This window comes from Desulfolithobacter dissulfuricans (assembly GCF_025998535.1).
Classification (GTDB): Bacteria; Desulfobacterota; Desulfobulbia; order Desulfobulbales; family Desulfobulbaceae; genus Desulfolithobacter; species Desulfolithobacter dissulfuricans.
Genome location: NZ_AP024233.1, coordinates 2,346,286 through 2,365,407, shown reverse-complemented (window position 1 = coordinate 2,365,407; position 19,122 = coordinate 2,346,286). Strand labels below are relative to the sequence as shown.

At 52.1% G+C, this 19,122-nt stretch carries 20 protein-coding genes; 17 read left to right on the top strand and 3 right to left on the bottom strand.

The features are described from left to right. Positions 1 to 139: 139 nt before the first annotated feature. Positions 140 to 424, bottom strand: coding sequence for a hypothetical protein (locus GF1_RS10480; protein ID WP_267926502.1), 285 nt, complete (start codon positions 422 to 424; stop codon positions 140 to 142). A 132-nt stretch (positions 425 to 556) separates the two neighbouring features. Here GF1_RS10480 and GF1_RS10475 point away from each other — a divergent pair, with 132 nt between their 5' ends. The 17 genes from GF1_RS10475 (at position 557) to GF1_RS10400 (ending at position 17,717) form a co-directional block, all read left to right on the top strand. Continuing rightward, the gene (locus GF1_RS10475; RefSeq protein ID WP_267926501.1) at positions 557 to 1,903 is read left to right on the top strand and encodes an MBL fold metallo-hydrolase; all 1,347 of its coding nucleotides are present in this window, start codon (positions 557 to 559) and stop codon (positions 1,901 to 1,903) included. A gap of 83 nt (positions 1,904 to 1,986) precedes the next feature. Continuing rightward, positions 1,987 to 3,297 carry a flippase gene (locus GF1_RS10470; RefSeq protein ID WP_267926500.1) on the top strand — a complete coding sequence of 437 codons (1,311 nt, stop codon included), beginning with the start codon at positions 1,987 to 1,989 and terminating at the stop codon, positions 3,295 to 3,297. A gap of 9 nt (positions 3,298 to 3,306) precedes the next feature. Beyond that, positions 3,307 to 4,173: a sulfotransferase family protein gene (locus tag GF1_RS10465; protein WP_267926499.1), complete on the top strand. Its 867-nt coding sequence runs from the start codon at positions 3,307 to 3,309 to the stop codon at positions 4,171 to 4,173. A 171-nt stretch (positions 4,174 to 4,344) separates the two neighbouring features. Further along, positions 4,345 to 5,589 carry an O-antigen ligase family protein gene (locus GF1_RS10460; protein ID WP_267926498.1) on the top strand — a complete coding sequence of 415 codons (1,245 nt, stop codon included), beginning with the start codon at positions 4,345 to 4,347 and terminating at the stop codon, positions 5,587 to 5,589. Positions 5,590 to 5,591: 2 nt separating this feature from the next. Continuing rightward, positions 5,592 to 6,806, top strand: a complete 1,215-nt coding sequence (locus GF1_RS10455; protein ID WP_353740460.1) for a glycosyltransferase family 4 protein — start codon at positions 5,592 to 5,594, stop codon at positions 6,804 to 6,806. Next, positions 6,803 to 7,720, top strand: a complete 918-nt coding sequence (locus tag GF1_RS10450; protein WP_267926496.1) for an NAD-dependent epimerase/dehydratase family protein — start codon at positions 6,803 to 6,805, stop codon at positions 7,718 to 7,720. The genes GF1_RS10455 and GF1_RS10450 overlap by 4 nt, the downstream gene beginning before the upstream one ends. 25 nt (positions 7,721 to 7,745) lie before the next feature. Continuing rightward, a complete protein-coding gene (locus GF1_RS10445; protein ID WP_267926495.1) occupies positions 7,746 to 8,753 on the top strand; it encodes a sulfotransferase family protein in 1,008 nt (335 codons plus the stop codon). Continuing rightward, positions 8,753 to 9,772 (top strand): family 20 glycosylhydrolase, encoded by a 1,020-nt coding sequence (locus GF1_RS10440; protein ID WP_267926494.1) that lies wholly within the window; start codon positions 8,753 to 8,755, stop codon positions 9,770 to 9,772. The genes GF1_RS10445 and GF1_RS10440 overlap by 1 nt, the downstream gene beginning before the upstream one ends. A 119-nt stretch (positions 9,773 to 9,891) precedes the next feature. Continuing rightward, on the top strand, positions 9,892 to 10,143 hold the full coding sequence (locus GF1_RS16505; protein WP_353740411.1) for a DUF1972 domain-containing protein: 252 nt from the start codon (positions 9,892 to 9,894) through the stop codon (positions 10,141 to 10,143). A 110-nt stretch (positions 10,144 to 10,253) separates the two neighbouring features. Continuing rightward, positions 10,254 to 11,045: a glycosyltransferase family protein gene (locus GF1_RS10435; protein ID WP_353740410.1), complete on the top strand. Its 792-nt coding sequence runs from the start codon at positions 10,254 to 10,256 to the stop codon at positions 11,043 to 11,045. A gap of 113 nt (positions 11,046 to 11,158) precedes the next feature. Continuing rightward, positions 11,159 to 12,859, top strand: coding sequence for a glycosyltransferase family 4 protein (locus GF1_RS10430; RefSeq protein ID WP_267926493.1), 1,701 nt, complete (start codon positions 11,159 to 11,161; stop codon positions 12,857 to 12,859). A 110-nt stretch (positions 12,860 to 12,969) separates the two neighbouring features. Then, positions 12,970 to 13,953, top strand: coding sequence for an NAD-dependent epimerase/dehydratase family protein (locus tag GF1_RS10425; protein WP_267926492.1), 984 nt, complete (start codon positions 12,970 to 12,972; stop codon positions 13,951 to 13,953). Next, on the top strand, positions 13,950 to 14,960 hold the full coding sequence (locus GF1_RS10420; RefSeq protein WP_267926491.1) for an MraY family glycosyltransferase: 1,011 nt from the start codon (positions 13,950 to 13,952) through the stop codon (positions 14,958 to 14,960). The genes GF1_RS10425 and GF1_RS10420 overlap by 4 nt, the downstream gene beginning before the upstream one ends. Before the next feature lie 109 nt (positions 14,961 to 15,069). Then, positions 15,070 to 15,309 carry a type II toxin-antitoxin system Phd/YefM family antitoxin gene (locus GF1_RS10415; protein ID WP_267926490.1) on the top strand — a complete coding sequence of 80 codons (240 nt, stop codon included), beginning with the start codon at positions 15,070 to 15,072 and terminating at the stop codon, positions 15,307 to 15,309. Beyond that, positions 15,309 to 15,518 (top strand): PIN domain-containing protein, encoded by a 210-nt coding sequence (locus tag GF1_RS10410; RefSeq protein ID WP_267926489.1) that lies wholly within the window; start codon positions 15,309 to 15,311, stop codon positions 15,516 to 15,518. Before GF1_RS10415 ends, GF1_RS10410 begins: the two co-directional genes overlap by 1 nt. Then, the gene (locus GF1_RS10405; protein ID WP_267926488.1) at positions 15,500 to 15,763 is read left to right on the top strand and encodes a type II toxin-antitoxin system VapC family toxin; all 264 of its coding nucleotides are present in this window, start codon (positions 15,500 to 15,502) and stop codon (positions 15,761 to 15,763) included. The genes GF1_RS10410 and GF1_RS10405 overlap by 19 nt, the downstream gene beginning before the upstream one ends. Positions 15,764 to 15,812: 49 nt before the next feature. Then, a complete protein-coding gene (locus GF1_RS10400) occupies positions 15,813 to 17,717 on the top strand; it encodes a polysaccharide biosynthesis protein (RefSeq protein WP_267926487.1) in 1,905 nt (634 codons plus the stop codon). A gap of 740 nt (positions 17,718 to 18,457) precedes the next feature. On the opposite strand, the gene GF1_RS10395 is transcribed toward GF1_RS10400, so the two are convergent. Further along, a complete protein-coding gene (locus GF1_RS10395; RefSeq protein WP_267926486.1) occupies positions 18,458 to 18,757 on the bottom strand; it encodes a type II toxin-antitoxin system RelE/ParE family toxin in 300 nt (99 codons plus the stop codon). Continuing rightward, a complete protein-coding gene (locus tag GF1_RS10390) occupies positions 18,741 to 19,019 on the bottom strand; it encodes a type II toxin-antitoxin system Phd/YefM family antitoxin (protein ID WP_267926485.1) in 279 nt (92 codons plus the stop codon). The genes GF1_RS10395 and GF1_RS10390 overlap by 17 nt, the downstream gene beginning before the upstream one ends. Positions 19,020 to 19,122 lie beyond the last annotated feature (103 nt).

The following is a 19,122-nucleotide window of genomic DNA, read 5'->3' as shown; positions in this document are numbered from 1 at the left end:
CGTTCCACCGCTCCGCGGTGAACGACCGATTGCCCTTATCTGCCATGAGCACCAGCAATCCGCATACCGCTCCGCGGTATACCACCCCAAACCCCAACACAGCCTCGTGGTCCAAGGACAAAACACCGCTACCTGACGATCAAACAGCCATGGCCACCTCCCGTACCCCAGGCACCCGCACACCCTCCTCGTTCCTCCGCTCCGCGGTGAACGACCGATTGCCCTTATCTGCCATGAGCACCTGCGGTCCGCATACCGCTCCGCGGTATACCACCTCAACCTCCAACACAGCCTCGTGGTCCAAGGACAAAACACCGCTACCTGGCAATAAAACAACCATGGTCACCTCCCGTACCCCAGGCTCCCGCACATCCCCCTCGTTCCTCCGCTCCGCGGTGAACGACCGATTGCCCTTATCTGCCATGAGCACCAGCGATCCGCATACCGCTCCGCGGTATACCACCCCAAGCCCCAGCACAGCCTCATGGTCAATCCCAGGCCATCAAGCAGCATAAAAATGGCCACGCAGAACAGCATGCCCCAACAGCCCAAACAATTGCCATATAAGCTCACGCATCTTGGCGCTAAAACAACCGTCACCGGCTCCTGCCATCTCCTGCAGATAAACAACACATCCATCCTGGTGGACTGCGGCCTGGCCCAGGGCGACGACCACACCCTGCCCATGTCCCAATGGCCGGTACCCCCGAAAGACATCGACTACCTCTTCATCACCCACGCCCATCTCGACCACTGCGGACGACTGCCGGAACTGATCCAGCAAGGTTTCCAGGGCGAAATCATCACCACCCACGCCACCCGGGAACTCCTTTTCCCCATGCTCAAAGACGCCATGGCCCTCCAGCACGAGGACGAGGAATCCAAGCAGCACTTTTTCACCCGCCTGGACGACCTCACCTGGGGCTTCGAGTATAACGAGACCTTTGAACTGAAAAACAAGCTCACCTTCCGCCTGGGCCGGGCAGGCCATATCCTCGGCTCGGCCTTTGTCCGGCTGGAATCCAAAGAGCCTGCCTGCAGTATCCTTTTTTCCGGCGACCTCGGCGCCACAAACACGCCGCTGCTTCCTGACCCCGATCCACCACAGCCCTGTGACCACCTGGTACTGGAATCCACCTACGGCGACCGGCTCCACGAAGGCCGCCACGACCGCATCCAGCGCCTGGGCGAGATCCTCACCCGGGCCCTTGCCGATGGCGGCAAGGTATTCATCCCGGTATTTTCCCTGGGCCGCACCCAGGAACTGCTCTACGAGATCGATCGTCTCCGCACCGACCCGGACCTGCGCCAGCAATTTCCGCTTCTCCATTCCCAAAAGATCCCGGTAGTGGTAGATTCACCTCTCGGCCTCACCCTGACCGAGATATTCGAACAACTCTACCCCTTCTGGGACCGGGAAGCACAAGATCTCCGGGCCGAAGGCGACGACCCCCTGGACTTTTCCGGCCTCTACAGCGCCCGAAGCCATCGCGACCACCAGCGCCTCACCCGGATGGACGGCCCGGCCGTGATCATCGCCGGCTCCGGCATGTGCACCGGCGGCCGTATCGTCGACCACCTGGCCGCCGGCCTGGAGGATCCGAAAAACGACGTGCTCTTCGTGGGCTATCAGGCCAAAAACACCCCGGGCTGCATCATTCAGAAATATGCCAACACCCCGGACGGTTATGTCTATCTCGATGGAGAGCGTTTCTCCATCCGAGCCCGGGTGCAACCGCTCAGCGGCTATTCGGCCCATACCGACCAGCAGGGTCTTCTTGACTGGGTGTGCAGCACGGGCCACAAACCGGAGAAAATTACCTTGGTGCATGGGGAGCAACATGCCAGGCAGGCTTTGGCGGAAAAGCTTCAGCAGAGGGGTTATCAGGCGTTAGCCTCGTAACCAGCCTATCGAAATGGAAACTGGTGAGATCGAATGCAAAACGGTCTCTAATCTATCAGGATTTGACATCCATCATGTTATGTTTGAAGGAAAAACTGTTTCGGATTCGAGCCGATGAGCACATGCGAGAGGTAGTGCGGGGTGCGGTACTTGCATTTGCTCTGAAAGTGATAGGTGCTGGCCTGACTTTTGGTTTGAACGTCTCTTTAGCCCGCTTACTTGGCGTAGAAGATACAGGGTTATACTTCTTGGCCCTTTCCGTGACCGCCATAGGCTCGGTGATTGGCCGGGTGGGGCTAGATAACGTACTGCTACGCTTTGTGGCCACCTATGCAACTCATCAAAATTGGTCGGGTGTACAAGGTGTGTATGCCCAGGGGATGCGCATGGCCTTGTTGGTTTCGGCTGCAGTTATGCTCACTGTCTTTGTTGCCGCTCCATGGTTGGCAAGTGCCATTTTTAATAAAGCGGAGCTTACTGATCCTCTGCGCCTGATGTGCCTATCTATCCTTCCTTCTTCCTTGCTTAATCTTCAAGCTGAAAGCCTCAAGGGATTGAAGCGTGTCCGCGATGCTATGTTAGTGCAAGGCATTGGTGTTTCATTATTTGCTCTCTTGCTGCTTTATCCGTTGTCCCAGTTTGCAGGAGTGAATGGTGCGGTGTTGGCTTATGCCGTATCGACGATACTTGTTGCCTTAGTGGGTGCGTGGGCGTTGCATAGAACATTTTGTGGATACGAGGTTGATCGGAAACATTTTTCTCTTCGGCTGCTGTGGGCGAGTTGCAAACCGCTATTGTTGGTGGCGGTGATGAATCGGGCAATTCTTCCTTGGGCGCCCCTATTTATACTGGGTATTTGGGCTACCAGTGCTGAAGTTGGAGTATACGGAGCGGCAAGCCGTGTGGCGATGCTAGTAACCTTCTTACTTGTTGCAGTGAACAACGTAGTTGCTCCAAAATTTGCCGAACTTTACATAAAAGGCGATATGGAGGCGTTAGGTCAAACTGCGCGACGTACAGCACTAATGATTACCTTGTTAGCCAGTCCTATTTTTATGGCGCTTATATTTGGTGGCAGTTGGATAATGGGATTTTTCGGAGTCGAGTTTGAGCAAGGTGGCTTGATGTTGATGATATTGGCGGTTGGGCAGTTGGTGAACGTCATGACTGGGTCCGTCGGTTATTTGTTGATGATGAGCGGAAATGAGATTTCCTTTCAAAAACTCACAATGGTCACAACACTTTTACTGTTGGCACTGACCACTATTTTTGTTCCTCTTTGGGGAGGAGTTGGGGCTGCAATGGCGACGTCAGTAGCTGTTGCTGCAAATAATCTTGGCGCGGTTTGGTTGGTTTGGCGAAAATTGGGTATAAAGGCAATAGTGTTATCATAAGGTGATAGTATGAGTGTGGCAGAATACGTGTACTTGATTATAGGTGGGGCTCCCAAGGCAGGGACATCCTCAATCTACAAATATCTGGCCGATCATCCCCAAATTTGCCCTTCCAGCCTGAAAGAGACGCGTTTTTTTCTTGACCAGGAAGATATTCTGCCTTCGGTAGAGCGATTTGATGGGAACAATCTGGAGCGATACGGTGAATTTTTCACTCAATGCAAAGAGGACAAACGAATAAGAATGGAAGCTACGCCAGACTATTTGTATTCACAACAAGCACTGAATATTTTCAAACTGCTGCCGCTGAGCAAGCTAATATTTATAGTGCGCGACCCGATCGAACGATTGATTTCCTGGTATAAGTACGCAAAACAGAGAGGGTTGCTTGATAATGCGGCATCGTTCGATACCTATGTGCGTATGCAAATAAATCTTGCCAAATCGCCATTGACGCCAGTACATCTTCGAGCACTCGATCAGGGACGGTACGATTACTACTTGTCGATTTTTTGCCAGAACATGAATAAACGGGTGTTGGTCATCCAATTTAATGAGTTGCGTGATAATCCGTCATCTGTGATGGAAAAGATTTGTGATTTTTCCGGGATAGACAGCAACTACTACAATAACTACCGATTTACGGTTGAGAACGAGAGTGTGGCAGTCAGAAACCAGCTGATTGAGAGGCTTTATCTGTCCGTAAGGAGAAAAATTGAGTTCTACGCCCATAATAACAGAACGTTGAAAGCTTGCTCTAGGGTGCCAAATAGAATAATCAAAAAAATGCTATCCATTAACAAGCAGCATGCTGATGACGTTTACATTGATCCAGACACGAAGGATTTATTAATGAAGTATTATGACATCCAATGATAAAAGTTTCTCTGATTAAGTCGTGAGCGGTAATATAGCGGTCGTAATGTCCGTTTCTGCACCGCAATCTGGCTCATTCAGGCTTTATCATACTGTCCTAATGTCACGAAGTCGGGGATATATAATGAACTGATAGTTGCTGCGTAGAATGAATCAGCGGTTTCAACCATTATGAATTACAAAAAAATAGGTGCACTTGTATCGTTGCCGCTGGTAATAGTGGTGACTTTAATTATATTGTTTGGCGATTTTATAACCGCCGTGAGCAACCTGAGTGTATTGTCGATCCTTGATGATGCGATGGTAATGTCAGTGTTTGCCTTGATTGTTTTGGCTTATACATACAGGCTCAAAGTAAGTATCTTGGCGGTGATATGGATATCGACACTTATAGCGCTGACGTTTTGTTCGCTCGGTTCTGTATATTCAAGAGGACTAGTTGTTTCTTTTTTGGCGTCCTTGCTTTATTGTAAGATCTTTCAGTTTTTTGTTGTCGCTAGCGAGGTTAGGACGATAACTATACACAAAGTTATATTTGTCGTTACCGTTGTGCACTTGTTGGGTTTTGCGTTGAATATCCTGTTTCCAGAATTCTTTGTTTCTCTGCAGCCAGATGTTTCATATGAACTGGACACGTCGAGAATTGTTGGTTTTGAGATTAATCCAAACCGTTTCGGCGCACTTTCGACTGTGCTCTTTTTATTTTATATGTTTGTGCGCAAAAACAGGTTACTTTCCTTGTTATTGTTAGCGGGTCTTATTATGAGCTGGTCTAGATCATCTTTGTTACTGTGTGTGCTATCCTCTTATTATTTTTACATAGCGATCAAACAAAAGATAATATATCGTATTTTATCAACATTGTTGATTATTATGGTGCCGGTGATATTCGTGCTGTTTGGTCGAGGGATTGACCAGGATCTGAAAAAAGCAGTCAACACGTATGAAGGCGATCAGAAATACATTCGAGTTGCTATGTTGATTTCTGGCGCAACTCTGGCAAAACAACATTTTCCGCTTGGGACAGGAGGTGGTACGTTTGGCTCACCGCTATCGTTAGGATCAAAAGTTTATGATGAGCTTGGCATTGCCGATTGGTCTTCAGTGAAAAGGGGAACAGGGATACATGACAGTGGAATCGGCTCCCTACTTGGAGAGTATGGAATCATCGGTTTATTTACAGTGCTAGTTCTTCTGTATTGTATGTTTGAAGCGAGCTCGCATAGCATGTTGCGAAGGACTGATTTATTGTTCCTGTTGGGGATAATACTTTTTTTTAGTCTGTTTAGAGCCGTCATTTCCAGTTATTTTTACTCGCTTATAGTGTTTGTCGTCTTCTTAATATTAAATTATATAAGGGAGCAAATGGCAGTCATGGAAAAATCGTTATTACGTGCGTTAGGTGGCCAGAATTGAGAGTGTTATTGTCCCATAACAACTTCGATATAGCTGGAGGGGCCGAAGTTTTTTATCACGAGGTAGGTCGTGTCCTGAAAGCACAAGGGCATCAAGTCGCTTACCTATCCGCAATGAATAATGCGATTGAAACAGAATGGCGCAGTTATTTCCCATCGGTGGCAGCATATAGTACCGGCGGGGTGCTTGCCAAGGCAATAAATTTTCCGCGCATGATCTATAACCGCCGTGCAAAAGAATCAATGGCGCGGCTGATTGAGGACTTTAATCCGGATATTATTCATGCGTTTGCCATTTATGTTCAACTTACGCCGGCCATACTGGATGCGGCACGTGAAGCGGGCGTGCCCGTGGTGCTGAGTTGCAACGACTACAAACATATCTGCCCCAATTACAAGCTCTATCATCACGGGCGTGTTTGTGAAGATTGCAAAGAAGGTAGTTTTTATCGCGCCATTATTAATAATTGTTGTCACGGATCTATTGCTTACAGTGTTGCCAGTGCTATGGAGGCCTATGCACATAATTGGATGAATATCTATCGCAAAAATGTACATACTTTTTTGTTTGCTAGTGAGTTTATGGCGCATAGAACTGAGGAGTTTTGGGGCAAAGAATCTTTCCGATGGAAGATGCTACGAAACCCATTCGATATTACGAAAAACAGCCTGCGTGGCCCGTTGGGGGATTATGCCCTCTATTTTGGCCGGTTGATCGATGAAAAAGGTGTGGATGTGCTACTTGAGGCTGCGGCCCGGTTTCGGGAATTGCCCGTGGTAATCATCGGTGAAGGTCCGGATCGTGAATCACTTGAATCGCGGGCGGCGGAGCTTGGATTGACCAATGTCAGTTTTCTTGGGCCAAAATGGGGTGACGATCTGAGTGGATGGCTGAGTTGCTGCCGGTTTGTCGTGGTGCCATCACGCTGGCATGAAAATTTTCCTTACGTGATTTTTCAGGCTTTCGCGGCGGGCAAACCGGTGATCGGATCGAATCGGGGCGGCATACCCGAATTAATCGATCATGGAGCCCGCGGATTTGTTTACGAGGCAAGTTCGCCCGAGGCGCTTGCGACCGCAATGAGAAAGCTTGGTAATGGAAAAGACGATGTCGTTAAGGATATGGGGAGGCGTGCGCGGTCATACGTGGAGGAGGAGTTTAATGATAAGCGCTTTTACGAAAGATTGATGGGTATCTACGAAGGAGTACTGAGATGAGAGTGCTGGTATTGGGGGGCAACGGTTTTATCGGGTCACACGTAGTTGACCACCTGCTCGCAAAAGGAGTAAAGGTTCGTATATTTGATCGGTCGAAAGCACGATATCGTAGCTCACTAAATAACGTCGATTACCGTTTAGCTCCTTTTGATGACGTACCAGCCCTTGCCGAATCTTTGGAGGGAATTGATGTCGTTTATCACTTTGTTAGTACCACCGTACCGTCCACATCGAACCTTGATCCAATTTCTGACATAGGAGGGAATCTTGTCGGTACAGTCCGCTTGCTGCAGTTGATGGTGCAGAAAAGGGTGAGGCGGATCGTTTTCCTGTCGTCAGGTGGTACAGTTTATGGGATTCCCGACGTGGTCCCGATCCCGGAAAGTCATCCGTTGCGTCCAGTCTGTTCCTACGGAGTGGTCAAGATCGCGATAGAAAATTACCTGCATATGTTTGGGCATTTGCACGGTCTTGAGTATGTGATTCTTCGAGCTTCCAACCCCTACGGGGAACGACAGGGTCATAAAGGCGTTCAAGGGGTCATTGGTACGTTCGCAGCCAAGGTGCTGGCCGGGGAGCCCATAGAGGTATGGGGCGACGGCTCTATTGTGCGTGATTTTATATACATTGGCGATCTCGCCGATCTTTGTGTTCGAGCAGGCTGTACCGGAGGTTCCGGGATAGTTAATGCCGGGAGCGGTATAGGGTATTCGATAAAGGACGTCATTAATGTCTTATCGAAAGTCTCTTCCAGAGACGTGCAGGTGTGTTACAGGGAGGGAAGACCCTTTGATGTTCCGCGGGTCGTTCTGGATATCACAAAGGCGCGAGAATGGTTCGATTGGGAGCCGCGCATCGATCTGAATGCTGGTATCGGACAGACTTGGCAGTGGCTGGAAAAGATAACCCAATGAACCCGGTGCTGTGTGAGGTGGGGGTATGATCGCGCAGGTCGATAAAACCTATATTCGTACCCGACCCTGGAAGTTATGGAGTCGTATGGTGAGCTACGCCCTGTTTGAAGGGCGCCCTTTAACAACCCGTGGGCGATGGGTCAATCCGATCGTTTTCGCACATTTCGCAGTCGAAAAACGTTTGACCCAGTTGAAGCGGGTAGAGAAGCCGGTGTTCATACTTGGCACGGGGCGAAGCGGCACGACGATCCTCGGCGTGGTGCTCTCCATGCACCGGGAGGTGGGGTTTCTGAATGAACCCAAGGCGCTGTGGCATGCGATCCATCCCGAAGAGGACTTGATAGGCAGCTATACCCGAGGAACGGCACGTTATAGGATAGGGGCTGAGGAGGCGACGCTGGAAGTGAAAAAATCGGCCCACCGCCTTTTTGGCGCGTATCTGGCGGCAACCATTTCCCGTCGCGTCGTGGACAAGTATCCTGAGCTGATATTTCGGGTTCCTTTTGTTAAGGCGATCTTTCCGGATGCGAAGTTCCTGTTCCTGTCGCGTAACGGTTGGGATACCTGCCATTCCATCGATGGTTGGTCTCATCGATTGGGTCAGCAGGTTGGTGGTGAAAACCACGACTGGTGGGGCGTAGACCGCCGCAAGTGGGATTTGCTGGTCGATCAAATCGTACCGGAGCATGCCGATCTGGCCCTCCACGCCGATGCGATGCGCACGTGGACGAATCATACCGACATGGCGGCCGTGGAATGGGTCGTGACGATGCGCGAGGGGCTGTCTCTTCTGCAGCAATACCCGAACGATGTGCTGCAGGTGTCCTACGAGAAACTTTGTGCCAAGCCATTGCAAGTGTTGGGTGAAATCACCCCTTTTACTGGGTTGGCTGGCAGTGATATGCCATTTATCCGTTATGCTGAATCGACGCTGAAGCCTGTAGGACAAAAGAAACCTTTTGCGCTTGCGCCAGCCATTGAGAAGCCTTTTTGCGAAGTCATGCAAAAACTTGGCTATGAGGCGTCGCTGTGATGCACCGAGCCTACCAGTTGTTTGTGGTATTGGTTGCGCTGCTGTTCGCCGCCGTAAGTAGTGCTCTGGCGGCGGACGACGACACAGGATCCAGTGTGTATCGACCGCCGGCAAGGATTTGGCATTTCGTGTTGCGTGGAGTGACTCCCGATCGCGCCCGGTGGATGGTGGATCTGGCACGTTCGGCGGGATTCGAAGCTGTTCAGGTTTCGATCACCGATGGGGTTAAGCTTGACCGTGCGCCTTGGCAGGCTCGAGATGACGCCTGGAGTAAACCGGACTTTTTCGCCTGGGTTACCTATGCGCAAGAGAATGGGATGGAGGTCATCCCGGAGTTGGAACTCCTAACCCACCAAGAGAAATTTTTTCAGGGGAATTTTCCTGAATTGATGTTCAATAGAGTGACCTACGACCCTCGGAACGAAGAGACCTATCGACGGGTCTTAGCCCTGCTGGAAGAGCTCATAGACGCCCTGCATCCGCGAGCGATTCACATCGGTCATGATGAGGTGGCGGGGTACAACGTCAATTCCCTGAAGAGATGGTTGGGGCCTGGCGAAAACATGCTTCCGGCCGAGCTGTTCGTGCAAGATGTGCGGCGTATATATAGTTACTTGAAAGAGCGCGGCATCATGACCTGGATGTGGGGAGACATGCTTATTGCCCCGGAAGAGTTTCCGGAGATGTTGGACAAACATCTGCACGGCAGCGTGCCAGGCTATGGTAAGGCGTTACGGGACAAACTCCCCCGCGATATCGTCATCTGCGACTGGCACTATTTCGACGACCAAGCCGAGTTTCCTTCGTTGGCTGTCATGCAGCAGGAGGGTTTTCGAGTGATCGGCAGCAGTTGGAAAAGGGAAAAAACCATGCGCAACTTTAGCCGTTATGCGGCGGGGCAGGGTGCGTTGGGAATGATGGCCACTACCTGGTTTCACGTTCAGCGCAGGGAATGGGCGGTGGTGGAGAGGATTATCCGCACTTCCGGCGAGTCGTTCCGAAGGGATTTTCCCGATTAACATTGATTGCCCTTGTAAGAACTCTATTGAGGTAAACGGGGTTTCCTGTCTCGACAGTATTTTTTTGTTTGCGAGCAGTGGGTTAGGCTCGTTTTTCATACCTGTATCAGCGATTCATCATGCTTCAAGGACATAAGAAACCGGTACAACTTCACATTGTTGGCGTTAGAGGGGTTCCAGCCCAACATGGCGGGTTCGAAACCTTTGCCGCTAAATTGGCGCCTTATTTGGCTAAGGAGGGGTGGAAAGTCACCGTCTACTGCCAGGAAAGCGGAAAGGGGAAGGCGAGGGAGGATTCCTGGGAGGGCGTTCGCCGGGTGCATATACCGGTCGGCATCGGGGAGCAGCTTCGACAATTCTGTTCGATATAAAGGCGATGCGTCGGGCGACCCGCGAAGGGGGAATCGTACTTTCGCTAGGTTATGGCACCGCGGTTTTCTCAGGGGTTTTTCGGCGGTTTGGGATCCCGAATCTTATCAACATGGATGGTGTCGAATGGAGGCGCACCCAGTGGAGCTTGCCAGCAAAAGCTTGGCTCTATATGAATGAGCGCGTCGGGTGTCTCATTGGCAATCACCTGATTGCCGATCATCCGGAAATCGCCAATCACCTCGCTACGCGAGTTCGCAGAGACAAGATCACCATGATACCGTATGGAGCGGACCAGGTAACAAAGGCAGCCGAGGAGCCGATCAGGAAACTGGGATTAACGCCAGGAGAATATGCGCTGGTGATTGCCCGTCCGGAGCCGGATAATTCGATCTTGGAGATCGTAAAGGCGTTTGGTTGTCCTGCCAGTGGTAAGAAGCTTGTTGTGTTGGGACGTTTTGACGTCGAGGGTAGCAGTTATCACCGGTCGGTTGTTGAGGCTGCATCCGAAAGCGTGCTGTTCCCGGGAGCGATATATGATCTGTCGGTGACGCAATCGTTAAGATTTCATGCAGCATTATACGTTCACGGACATCGAGTGGGAGGTACGAACCCGTCTTTGGTAGAGGCTCTCGGGGCCGGCTCACCCGTATTGGCGCACGACAATCCGTTCAACCGATGGGTTGCCGGGAGCGGGGCGCACTTTTTCAATAATGAAACGGACTGCGCACACAAGTTTGCAGAGCTTCTGGAAAATCGACACGAGCAGGAGCGGATGAGAGCCGCTTCCCTAAGGCGTTTCAAAGAACAGTTTACTTGGGAAAAGGTGCTTCAACAGTATAGGGATCTGATTGGCAAATTCCTCCCTGTGTCGAGTGCCAATCCTCCATCCAGGCAAGCGTGAAATGGCAGTTGCCGCTGGGCAGGTCAGTATTTTATAGGCGGCTAAATGACATCGCGAATTGCTGTTATAAAAATGACCTTGCAAGCCTGCCTGTTACTATCGACGATTAACTAATGAATCAACCCCTCCTTACTGATATCAGTTTTTTCCTTCTGGTTTTTTATACGAGTCTATTCTTATCACTTGTCCTTGTCCCGCTATCTGGAAGGGTTGCGAAGTTGCTCGGAGTGCTGGATCATCCTGATCCCCGTAAAATACATCGTAACCCTTTGCCACGAATGGGTGGGGTTGGTATTGCTGCAGCTTTTGTGCTTGGCGTTCTGTTATGCGTTAAGACCCCACCATTGATCCAGGGCGTACTGCTTGGGGCTGGCATTATCGTTTTCACCGGTCTGCTGGATGATTTCTTCAAAATTTCCCCCAAGCTGAAATTTGTCGGCGAGATACTTGCAGTAACAGCCTTTATGATGGTCAGCGGTATTTCTCTGCCTGGATTTGGCGATCTTTTTGGAATCGGTGAGATTCGTTTCGGTTTTCTGGCTCCCGTGTTTACTGTTTTCTGCATGGTTGGTGTCATTAATGCGCTGAATCTTTCCGACGGGTTGGATGGGCTGGCGGCTGGGCTTTCCGCCATCGTTCTTTTTTTTATTGCGGTGCTAGCCTACAGCAACCAGGCATGGTTTTTTCTTGTTTTGGCCTTGTCCGGGCTGGGGGCTATTCTGGGGTTTCTTCGCTACAACACGCATCCTGCCAAGCTTTTTATGGGAGATTCCGGCAGTCTCCTGCTGGGCTTTCTTCTGGCTGCGTTATCTGTTGGCCTGGCCCATGGAGGGGGATTGTATAAGCCAGTAAAACCAATAGTTATGGCCACCATTCTTGCCCTGCCAGTAGTCGATACGCTTCATGTGATGACAGGCAGGCTGCGGCGGGGAGAAAACCCTTTTCTCCCTGATAAGACGCACCTGCACCACAGATTGCTCAGTATGGGGCTGCCCCATCGGGATGTAGTGACCATTATCTATGGTTTATCAGCCGTGTTCGGGGCACTTGGCGTCTTGGGTTCTTCCGGGCCGGAATGGGCGTTGCTTTTAGAAACGCTTGTTTTATGTGGTGGTATTTATGGATTCGTCAGTTGGGCAGAAAAAAATGGTTTAAAAAGAAGTGGTTCGGGGCTCCGGCAGCCCAGGCGTAGGCTGAGCGGTGCCAAAAAGCCGTATCAAGTTACACTGGCGCGCTTGGCCGGGAAAAGCACTCCATATCTGTTGCCTTTATTTCTTCTGTTTTTTCTCCTGCCTGTTCTATTGATTTTTCCGATGCCACCTATCACTGGATACTTTTCCTTTGCCTCCTGCCTGGTAGTTGTTCTGCTGTATCCATGGAAGGGTGGCAGACATGAAATGCCCATGGCCCATGGGGTCTTTTCTGTGATGATTTTTTGCATTCTTCTGCTGTACATGTTTGCGCCCAACAGGCCATCCTGGCTATTCTGGTACTTTGTCGGGTTGAGTGCTCTGGCCTTATTTTGGTCCATTCCCAAAATGCTTTTCACCCGCGAAGGAGTGTATGCGATTCCTTCCAGTTTTGAGCTCATTTTGATTTTGCTGTCATGGTTTGTCCCCGTGGTCTTGGCACCTTTTCTCGGGATTTCCGACAGCGCTCGGTTGACCTTAATGCAAAGTTGTGCCATGGCTGTGCCTATTCTCATGTTGTTCAAGGTGGCAACCCGTAGACATGCCCGGCGAAACTGGCTTGTTGCGTCAAGTTTTGTGTTCGTTTTTGCTTTTATTGGCGGAACTGCTTTTTTTATGAATTGAGTGGCTGGGTTGCGAGTTGGGCAGGTAGAGTTGCATCCTGATTTTTACTGTAACAATTTGTGCGGAGAGTTTGTATCAGCAAGGTGCCGTCGGATATTGGGGTACAACGTATGAACAGTGGCAGGCGCAGTGAGTTGCTGCTGACCGGGGCCACCGGTTTCATCGGCGGAGCGGTCATGGCACGCTTGCTGGCGGATGGAAAGTATGGAGTCAGGGTATCCCTGCGGCAGGCAGGGCAATCGTTGCCGTCTGCGGTGGAGGAGGTGCAGGTTAGTGATCTGGCTGCCGGAACGGATTGGCGGGAGGCGGTGGCCGGGGTCGAGGTGGTGGTACACGCGGCAGCCCGGGTACATGTGATGCGGGAAGGATTTGCCGACGCCCTGGCGGCCTATCGGCGGGTGAATGTGGAGGGGACCTTGAACCTGGCCCGTCAGGCAGTGGCTGCCGGGGTGCGACGGTTTGTTTTTATCAGTTCTGTCAAGGTGCATGGCGAGCAGTCTGGGGAAGGGGGATCGTTTACCGAAGAAGATACACCCCGGCCAGAGGAGCCGTATGCTGTATCCAAGTATGAGGCAGAGCAGGGGTTGAAGGCCCTGGCCGACGAGACAGGCATGGTGGTGGTGATTATTCGGCCGGTGTTGGTCTATGGTCCCGGGGTGAAGGGAAATTTTCGCTCCATGATGCGCTGGCTCTACCGGGGGGTGCCTCTGCCTCTGGGGGCGATTCACAACCGGCGCAGCCTGGTGGCGCTGGATAACCTGGTGGATTTTATCGTGACATGTGTCGATCATCCGGCGGCTGCCAACCAGGTTTTCCTGGTCTCGGATGGGGAGGATCTGTCCACTACCGACCTCCTGCGGCGGATGGCTGCTGCTCTTGGAGTGGTGGCCCGGCTTGTGCCGGTTCCGGAATGGCTGCTGCGTTTCGGGGCCACTATGGTTGGGCAGCGGGCCCTGGCGCGTCGGCTCCTTGGCTCTTTGCAGGTGGACATTGCAAAGGCGCAGGATCTGCTTGGCTGGACTCCGCCCGTTGGTGTGGAGGCGGCCCTTCGGAGTACGGCCCGTCATTTTCTGGAATCCCTCCACTCGTCATGAAGGTGCTGCTTGCCTGCGGAATCGCGGCCGGGCTTTCCTGGCTGTTGACTGCTGTTCTGCGCCGGTATGCCCTGTCACACAGCCTGCTGGATGTTCCCAACCAGCGCAGCTCCCATACTGTACCCACCCCGCGCGGTGGCGGACTGGCCATCGTTGTCTCTTTCCTGGCGCTGACCTGTTTTCTTGTCCTTACTGCAAACCTTTCGATACCTGTTCTGCTTGGTCTTGCCGGGGCCGGGGCCTGGGTGGCGCTGGTCGGTTTTCTCGATGATCGCGGCCATATCCCTGCCCGCTGGCGGTTGCTGGCCCATTTTGCCGGGGCTGCCTGGGCACTGGCATGGCTGGGTGGGTTGCCGTCTATACCGGTACCTGGTTGTCGGCTCGACCTGGGGTGGTCGGGAAATGTGCTGGCGGCAGTGTACCTGGTCTGGCTGCTGAACCTGTACAACTTCATGGATGGCATCGATGGGATAGCGGGAATCGAGGCCATCACGGTGTGTCTTGGGGCGGCGATGCTGGCATGGTTGACCGGTGCAGGTCTGCTGGCCTGGTTGTTGCCGCTGTTGCTGGCCTCGGCAGTGCTTGGTTTCCTGTGCTGGAATTTTCCCGTGGCCCGTATCTTCATGGGTGATGCGGGTAGTGGTTTTCTCGGGGTGACGTTGGGTGTTTTGTCGATTCAGGCGGCCTGGGAGGTGCCCCGGTTGTTCTGGGCCTGGTTGATCCTGCTGGGTGTTTTTATTGTTGATGCCACGCTGACCCTGTTGCGTCGTATGGTGCGGGGAGAGAAGTTGTACCAGGCCCATCGGAGCCATGGCTACCAGCATGCGGCGAGAAAGTACGGTTCGCATCGGGTGGTATCGTTGACGGTTGGGGCCATTAATGTATGCTGGCTTTATCCACTGGCAATGTTGGTCGCTTTGCGATGGTTGGACGGGGTGGTTGGCCTGGTTGTGGCGTATGCGCCTTTGGTATGGCTGGCATTCAGGTTCAGGGCCGGGGAAGAATAATGGTGCCAGTAACCTGAGTTCAGAGCTGCACGGTTTCAGGTTATTGACAGCAATGCAGATTGTGGATAGACTGGTCTTAGACCAGACTGAAAGATAAGGAGCAAAGATTATGGAAACCACAGGCGCTTACGAGGCAAAGACCCATTTGCCCCAGTTATTGAAGAGGGTGGCCAAAGGGGAGAAAATCACCATCACCAGGCACGGTGTGCCGGTAGCTGTATTGCAGGCTCCTGAGGCAGACCGAAAGGTTCCGACGAAAGAGGTTATTGATGAGTTGTTAAAGTTCAGGAAAAGACACGCTCTGCATGGTCTTTCAATCCGTGAAATGATTGAAGAGGGCAGGCGCTGATGGCTGATTTTGTGATCGACAATTCTGTGGTCATGGCATGGTGTTTTATGGACGAGGAAAGCTCGTACGCCGATGTCGTACTGACAAGCCTTGAATCTGCCGAGGCCGTTGTTCCGGCCTTCTGGCCCTTGAAATCGGTAATGTACTGGTGGTGGCCGAGCGGCGAGGCCGTCTCAGCGAAGCGGACAGCGTGCGTTTTCTTGCCTTGATCGGTGAGCTTCCAATTACGGTCATTCAGGAATCCCCTGACCGAATGACAAGGGAAATCGTGGCCCTGGCCCGGAAGCATCAACTGTCGACATACGATGCATCGTATCTGGATCTGGCGATGCGCAAAGGGCTGCCCATTGCAACACAGGATACGGCCCTGAAAAGGGTGGCTTTGGAATGCAGTGTGGAGATATTTGATCCTGCAGGGTTGCAGGGGCAGTTGTCGAAAGATGGTGCAATGTGATTGGGGCGTGGGATCTGGTTTCAACGGTCATCGGGTAATGAAAAAAAGAATGCAACGATATGTGTTCAACCGCTGGGCCGCGTTTGTGCATGATATGCTGTGGGTTCCGCTTGCGCTTATTATGGCGTACCTGCTGCGGTTTAACTTTGACAGCATCCCGCCTGTTCACCTGCAGACACTGTATAAGCTTCTCCTTCTGGCTATTCCTGTTCAGGGAATAATTTTCTGGATATTTGGCCTGTACCTGGGCCTGTGGCGTTTTGCCTCCATTCCGGATATTGTCCGGATTCTTAAAGCTGTCGGCCTGGGAACGCTGGTTATTGCCGTGTCCAGCGGGTTGCTTACCCGTTTCCAGGGTATTCCCCGTTCTGTTTTCATTCTCTATCCTATCCTGCTCACCGCGGGATTATGCGGCTCCAGGTTGTTGTACCGCTGGCTGAAAGATCATCGGTTGACTCTCCATAAGAAGGTCGGTAAACGGACGCTTATTGTCGGTGCAGGTAGGGCCGGAGAACTGCTGGTCCGGGATCTGCTGCACCGGCCGGAGTATGAGCCCCTTGCTTTTCTTGACGATGATCCAGGCTTGAAAAGAAGGGAAATTCACGGGGTGCGGGTTGTCGGTGGAACAGATGAAATTCCGTCGATTGTGCGGGACATGGGTATCGAGCTGGTCATCCTGGCGATTCCCTCGGCCGATAAAAAGGTCCTGAGTCACCTGGTCCACCTCTGTCGCGAGGCAGATGTCGCCTGTCAGACCTTGCCATCAGTGCTTGAGATGAAGGGGATGGAGGTGGAGGCGGGCCGTCTGCGGCCGGTAACCGTCGATGACCTGCTGGGCCGGGAAACCGTGCAGCTCGACCTGGATGCCATTGCCGGATACCTGTCCGGGAAGACCGTGCTGGTGACCGGCGGGGGAGGGTCCATCGGCTCCGAGCTCTGTCGCCAGATTGCCGCCCTTGAGCCTGGCCGGCTGATTATTTTTGATAACGGCGAGTTCAATCTTTATTCCATCGATCATGAGTTGCGCAAAGAATATCCGTATCTGCAGCTCGAGACCGTTCTTGGCGATGTGAAGAATCCGGAACGGGTCAACTGGGTTTTCGCCACCTGGAGGCCCGAAGTGGTCTTCCATGCTGCCGCCTACAAGCATGTTCCCATGGTGGAGTGGAATCCGGCCGAGGGCGTATGCAACAACGTGTTCGGCACCCGGTGCGTCGCCGATGCCGCTGACCGCTTCCAGGCGGACCGGTTTGTCCTGGTGTCCACCGACAAGGCCGTGAACCCGGCAAATGTCATGGGGGTGACCAAGCGCATCGCCGAGCTTTATTGTCAGAACCTGAATCAGCGTTCTTCGGTGAAATTCATCACCACCCGCTTTGGCAATGTCCTGGGTTCTGCCGGTTCGGTGGTGCCGCTCTTCCAGAGACAGATCGAGGAAGGAGGTCCGGTTACCGTGACCCATCCCGAGATTACCCGCTATTTCATGACCATCCCGGAATCGGTCAGCCTGATCCTGCAGGCCGGGGCCATGGGCGAGGGAGGGGAGATCTTTGTTCTCGACATGGGAGAGCCGGTGTTGATCAGGCGCCTGGCGGAGCAGATGATTACCCTTTCCGGCCTGGTACCGGGCGAGGATATCGAGATTGTCTATACCGGCTTGCGGCCCGGGGAAAAGCTGTACGAGGAGATTTTCCACGAGAGCGAAGACCTGAGGACCACCGAGCACCCCAAGCTGCTGCTTGCCAGGAGCCGCCAGGTGGACTGGGAGTGGTTGACGGAGGAGTTTGCCCGGTTACGGCAGGCGGCTGTTTCAAGGGATGTGGGTAAGCTGAAAGAGTATCTGCAAAATATTGTCCCCGAGTACCGAAACGGTGGTCACGGCGGGCAATCCTCTCGTGACAGCCGCTCCTGCGGGGGTGATGCTGGCCTCCATTCCCGTGCTCGTGCTCGTTAACGTTAACGTACACGAATACCTTAATTCTCTCTCGTTCACGTGTACGAGCACGAGCACGTGGACGTGTACGGACGTAGAGGGGGAATCCGGCACAACAGCCCCACTTCCTCAGGGCGATGACCAACTCAAAAAAAAACTTCGTGACATCCGCTCCTGCGGTGTCACGCAAATGATCGGGGAGCCAAGTGGAACGCGAAAAGCCCTGGCCCCGCTCCTGCGGGGTGACGCCAAAACCTGGTCAAGGGCGAACTACCCGGGTGAGATGCAACCCCGGAGCCATCTTGTCATCTCCCAGGTTAGAGTGGGCATCGCAGGAGCGGTGACCGTGGTGATGGAATCGTTCACCGCGGAGCGGAGGAACGAGGGGGTTTTGGGTGTACCGGGCGCTTACCAGCTCTGTAGCACAAAGCCAATGGTATCCCGGGGAGGAAGTATATCGCGGGAACTATCCCGTGAACGTGCTCGTGCTCGTTAACGTTAACGTACACGAATACCTTTGTTCTCATTTTCGTTCACGTGTACGAGCACGAGCACGTGGACGTGTACGGATGGAGAGGGGGAATCCGGCACAACAGCTACCTTTTTCAGGACGATGGGCAACCCAAAAAAACTCGTGACATCCGCTCCTGCGGTGTCACGCAAATGATCGGGGAGCCAAGTGGAACGCGAAAAGACCTGGCCCCGCTCCTGCGGGGTGACGCCAAAACCAGGTCAAGGGCGAACCACCAGGGTGAGATCATTTATAGATCCAATAATTTCGCACCATGAATCACTCTCATGATAAAAACTGAATTGCCGCTTATCTTGTATATAACGCGATATTTATTGTGTGTGATTTGCCGATAATCTGTGCCAAAAAAGATGTTTTCTGGGATCAACGCAAATCTTTCTGGCATAGTGTCAAGACGGTATATTTTTTCTTCTAATTCGAGAATGAATTTTTTTGCATTATTAATGCTGTCTTCGGCAATGTAGAAGAAGATGTGCTCCAGGTCTGTTTTGGCATTGAATGTAATATTGACTTTATATTTCTTTGCCACGTTTGAACTCCTGGAAAAATTCTTTAGCTTCGGAAAACCTTCCTTCCCTGACATCTTCTTCTGCGGGTGCGAGGAGCTTTAACAGATTAAATGCATTTGATATTTTTTCATATTCTTTGGCGTCAACCAATACTGCCTCGGCCTTTCCATTAACAGTTAAAATAACGGGGCGCTTTGTTTTTCGAATTTGATTCAGAACGGAATTCGTATTTCGCTTCAGATCAGTTATTGACCTGATGTCTTCGGTAATGCTAATAGGCATCTTTTCACCTCATACTGATTTTATGGATCTTATATGGTGCTATATTCTACGCTGCCATGATGCGCTTTGCGAGTATTATTTTATGCGCTAACGAGAAGTTTTG

Excerpts from the sequence above, each read along its gene's own strand:
- GF1_RS10480 (WP_267926502.1), bottom strand. The coding sequence starts at position 424 with ATGGCAGATAAGGGCAATCGGTCGTTCACCGCGGAGCGGAGGAACGAG.
- GF1_RS10465 (WP_267926499.1), top strand. The coding sequence starts at position 3,307 with ATGAGTGTGGCAGAATACGTGTACTTGATTATAGGTGGGGCTCCCAAG.
- GF1_RS10460 (WP_267926498.1), top strand. The coding sequence starts at position 4,345 with ATGAATTACAAAAAAATAGGTGCACTTGTATCGTTGCCGCTGGTAATA.
- GF1_RS10450 (WP_267926496.1), top strand. The coding sequence starts at position 6,803 with ATGAGAGTGCTGGTATTGGGGGGCAACGGTTTTATCGGGTCACACGTA.
- GF1_RS10445 (WP_267926495.1), top strand. The coding sequence starts at position 7,746 with ATGATCGCGCAGGTCGATAAAACCTATATTCGTACCCGACCCTGGAAG.
- GF1_RS10440 (WP_267926494.1), top strand. The coding sequence starts at position 8,753 with ATGCACCGAGCCTACCAGTTGTTTGTGGTATTGGTTGCGCTGCTGTTC.
- GF1_RS16505 (WP_353740411.1), top strand. The coding sequence starts at position 9,892 with ATGCTTCAAGGACATAAGAAACCGGTACAACTTCACATTGTTGGCGTT.
- GF1_RS10435 (WP_353740410.1), top strand. The coding sequence starts at position 10,254 with ATGGATGGTGTCGAATGGAGGCGCACCCAGTGGAGCTTGCCAGCAAAA.
- GF1_RS10430 (WP_267926493.1), top strand. The coding sequence starts at position 11,159 with ATGAATCAACCCCTCCTTACTGATATCAGTTTTTTCCTTCTGGTTTTT.
- GF1_RS10425 (WP_267926492.1), top strand. The coding sequence starts at position 12,970 with ATGAACAGTGGCAGGCGCAGTGAGTTGCTGCTGACCGGGGCCACCGGT.
- GF1_RS10420 (WP_267926491.1), top strand. The coding sequence starts at position 13,950 with ATGAAGGTGCTGCTTGCCTGCGGAATCGCGGCCGGGCTTTCCTGGCTG.
- GF1_RS10415 (WP_267926490.1), top strand. The coding sequence starts at position 15,070 with ATGGAAACCACAGGCGCTTACGAGGCAAAGACCCATTTGCCCCAGTTA.
- GF1_RS10410 (WP_267926489.1), top strand. The coding sequence starts at position 15,309 with ATGGCTGATTTTGTGATCGACAATTCTGTGGTCATGGCATGGTGTTTT.
- GF1_RS10400 (WP_267926487.1), top strand. The coding sequence starts at position 15,813 with ATGCAACGATATGTGTTCAACCGCTGGGCCGCGTTTGTGCATGATATG.
- GF1_RS10390 (WP_267926485.1), bottom strand. The coding sequence starts at position 19,019 with ATGCCTATTAGCATTACCGAAGACATCAGGTCAATAACTGATCTGAAG.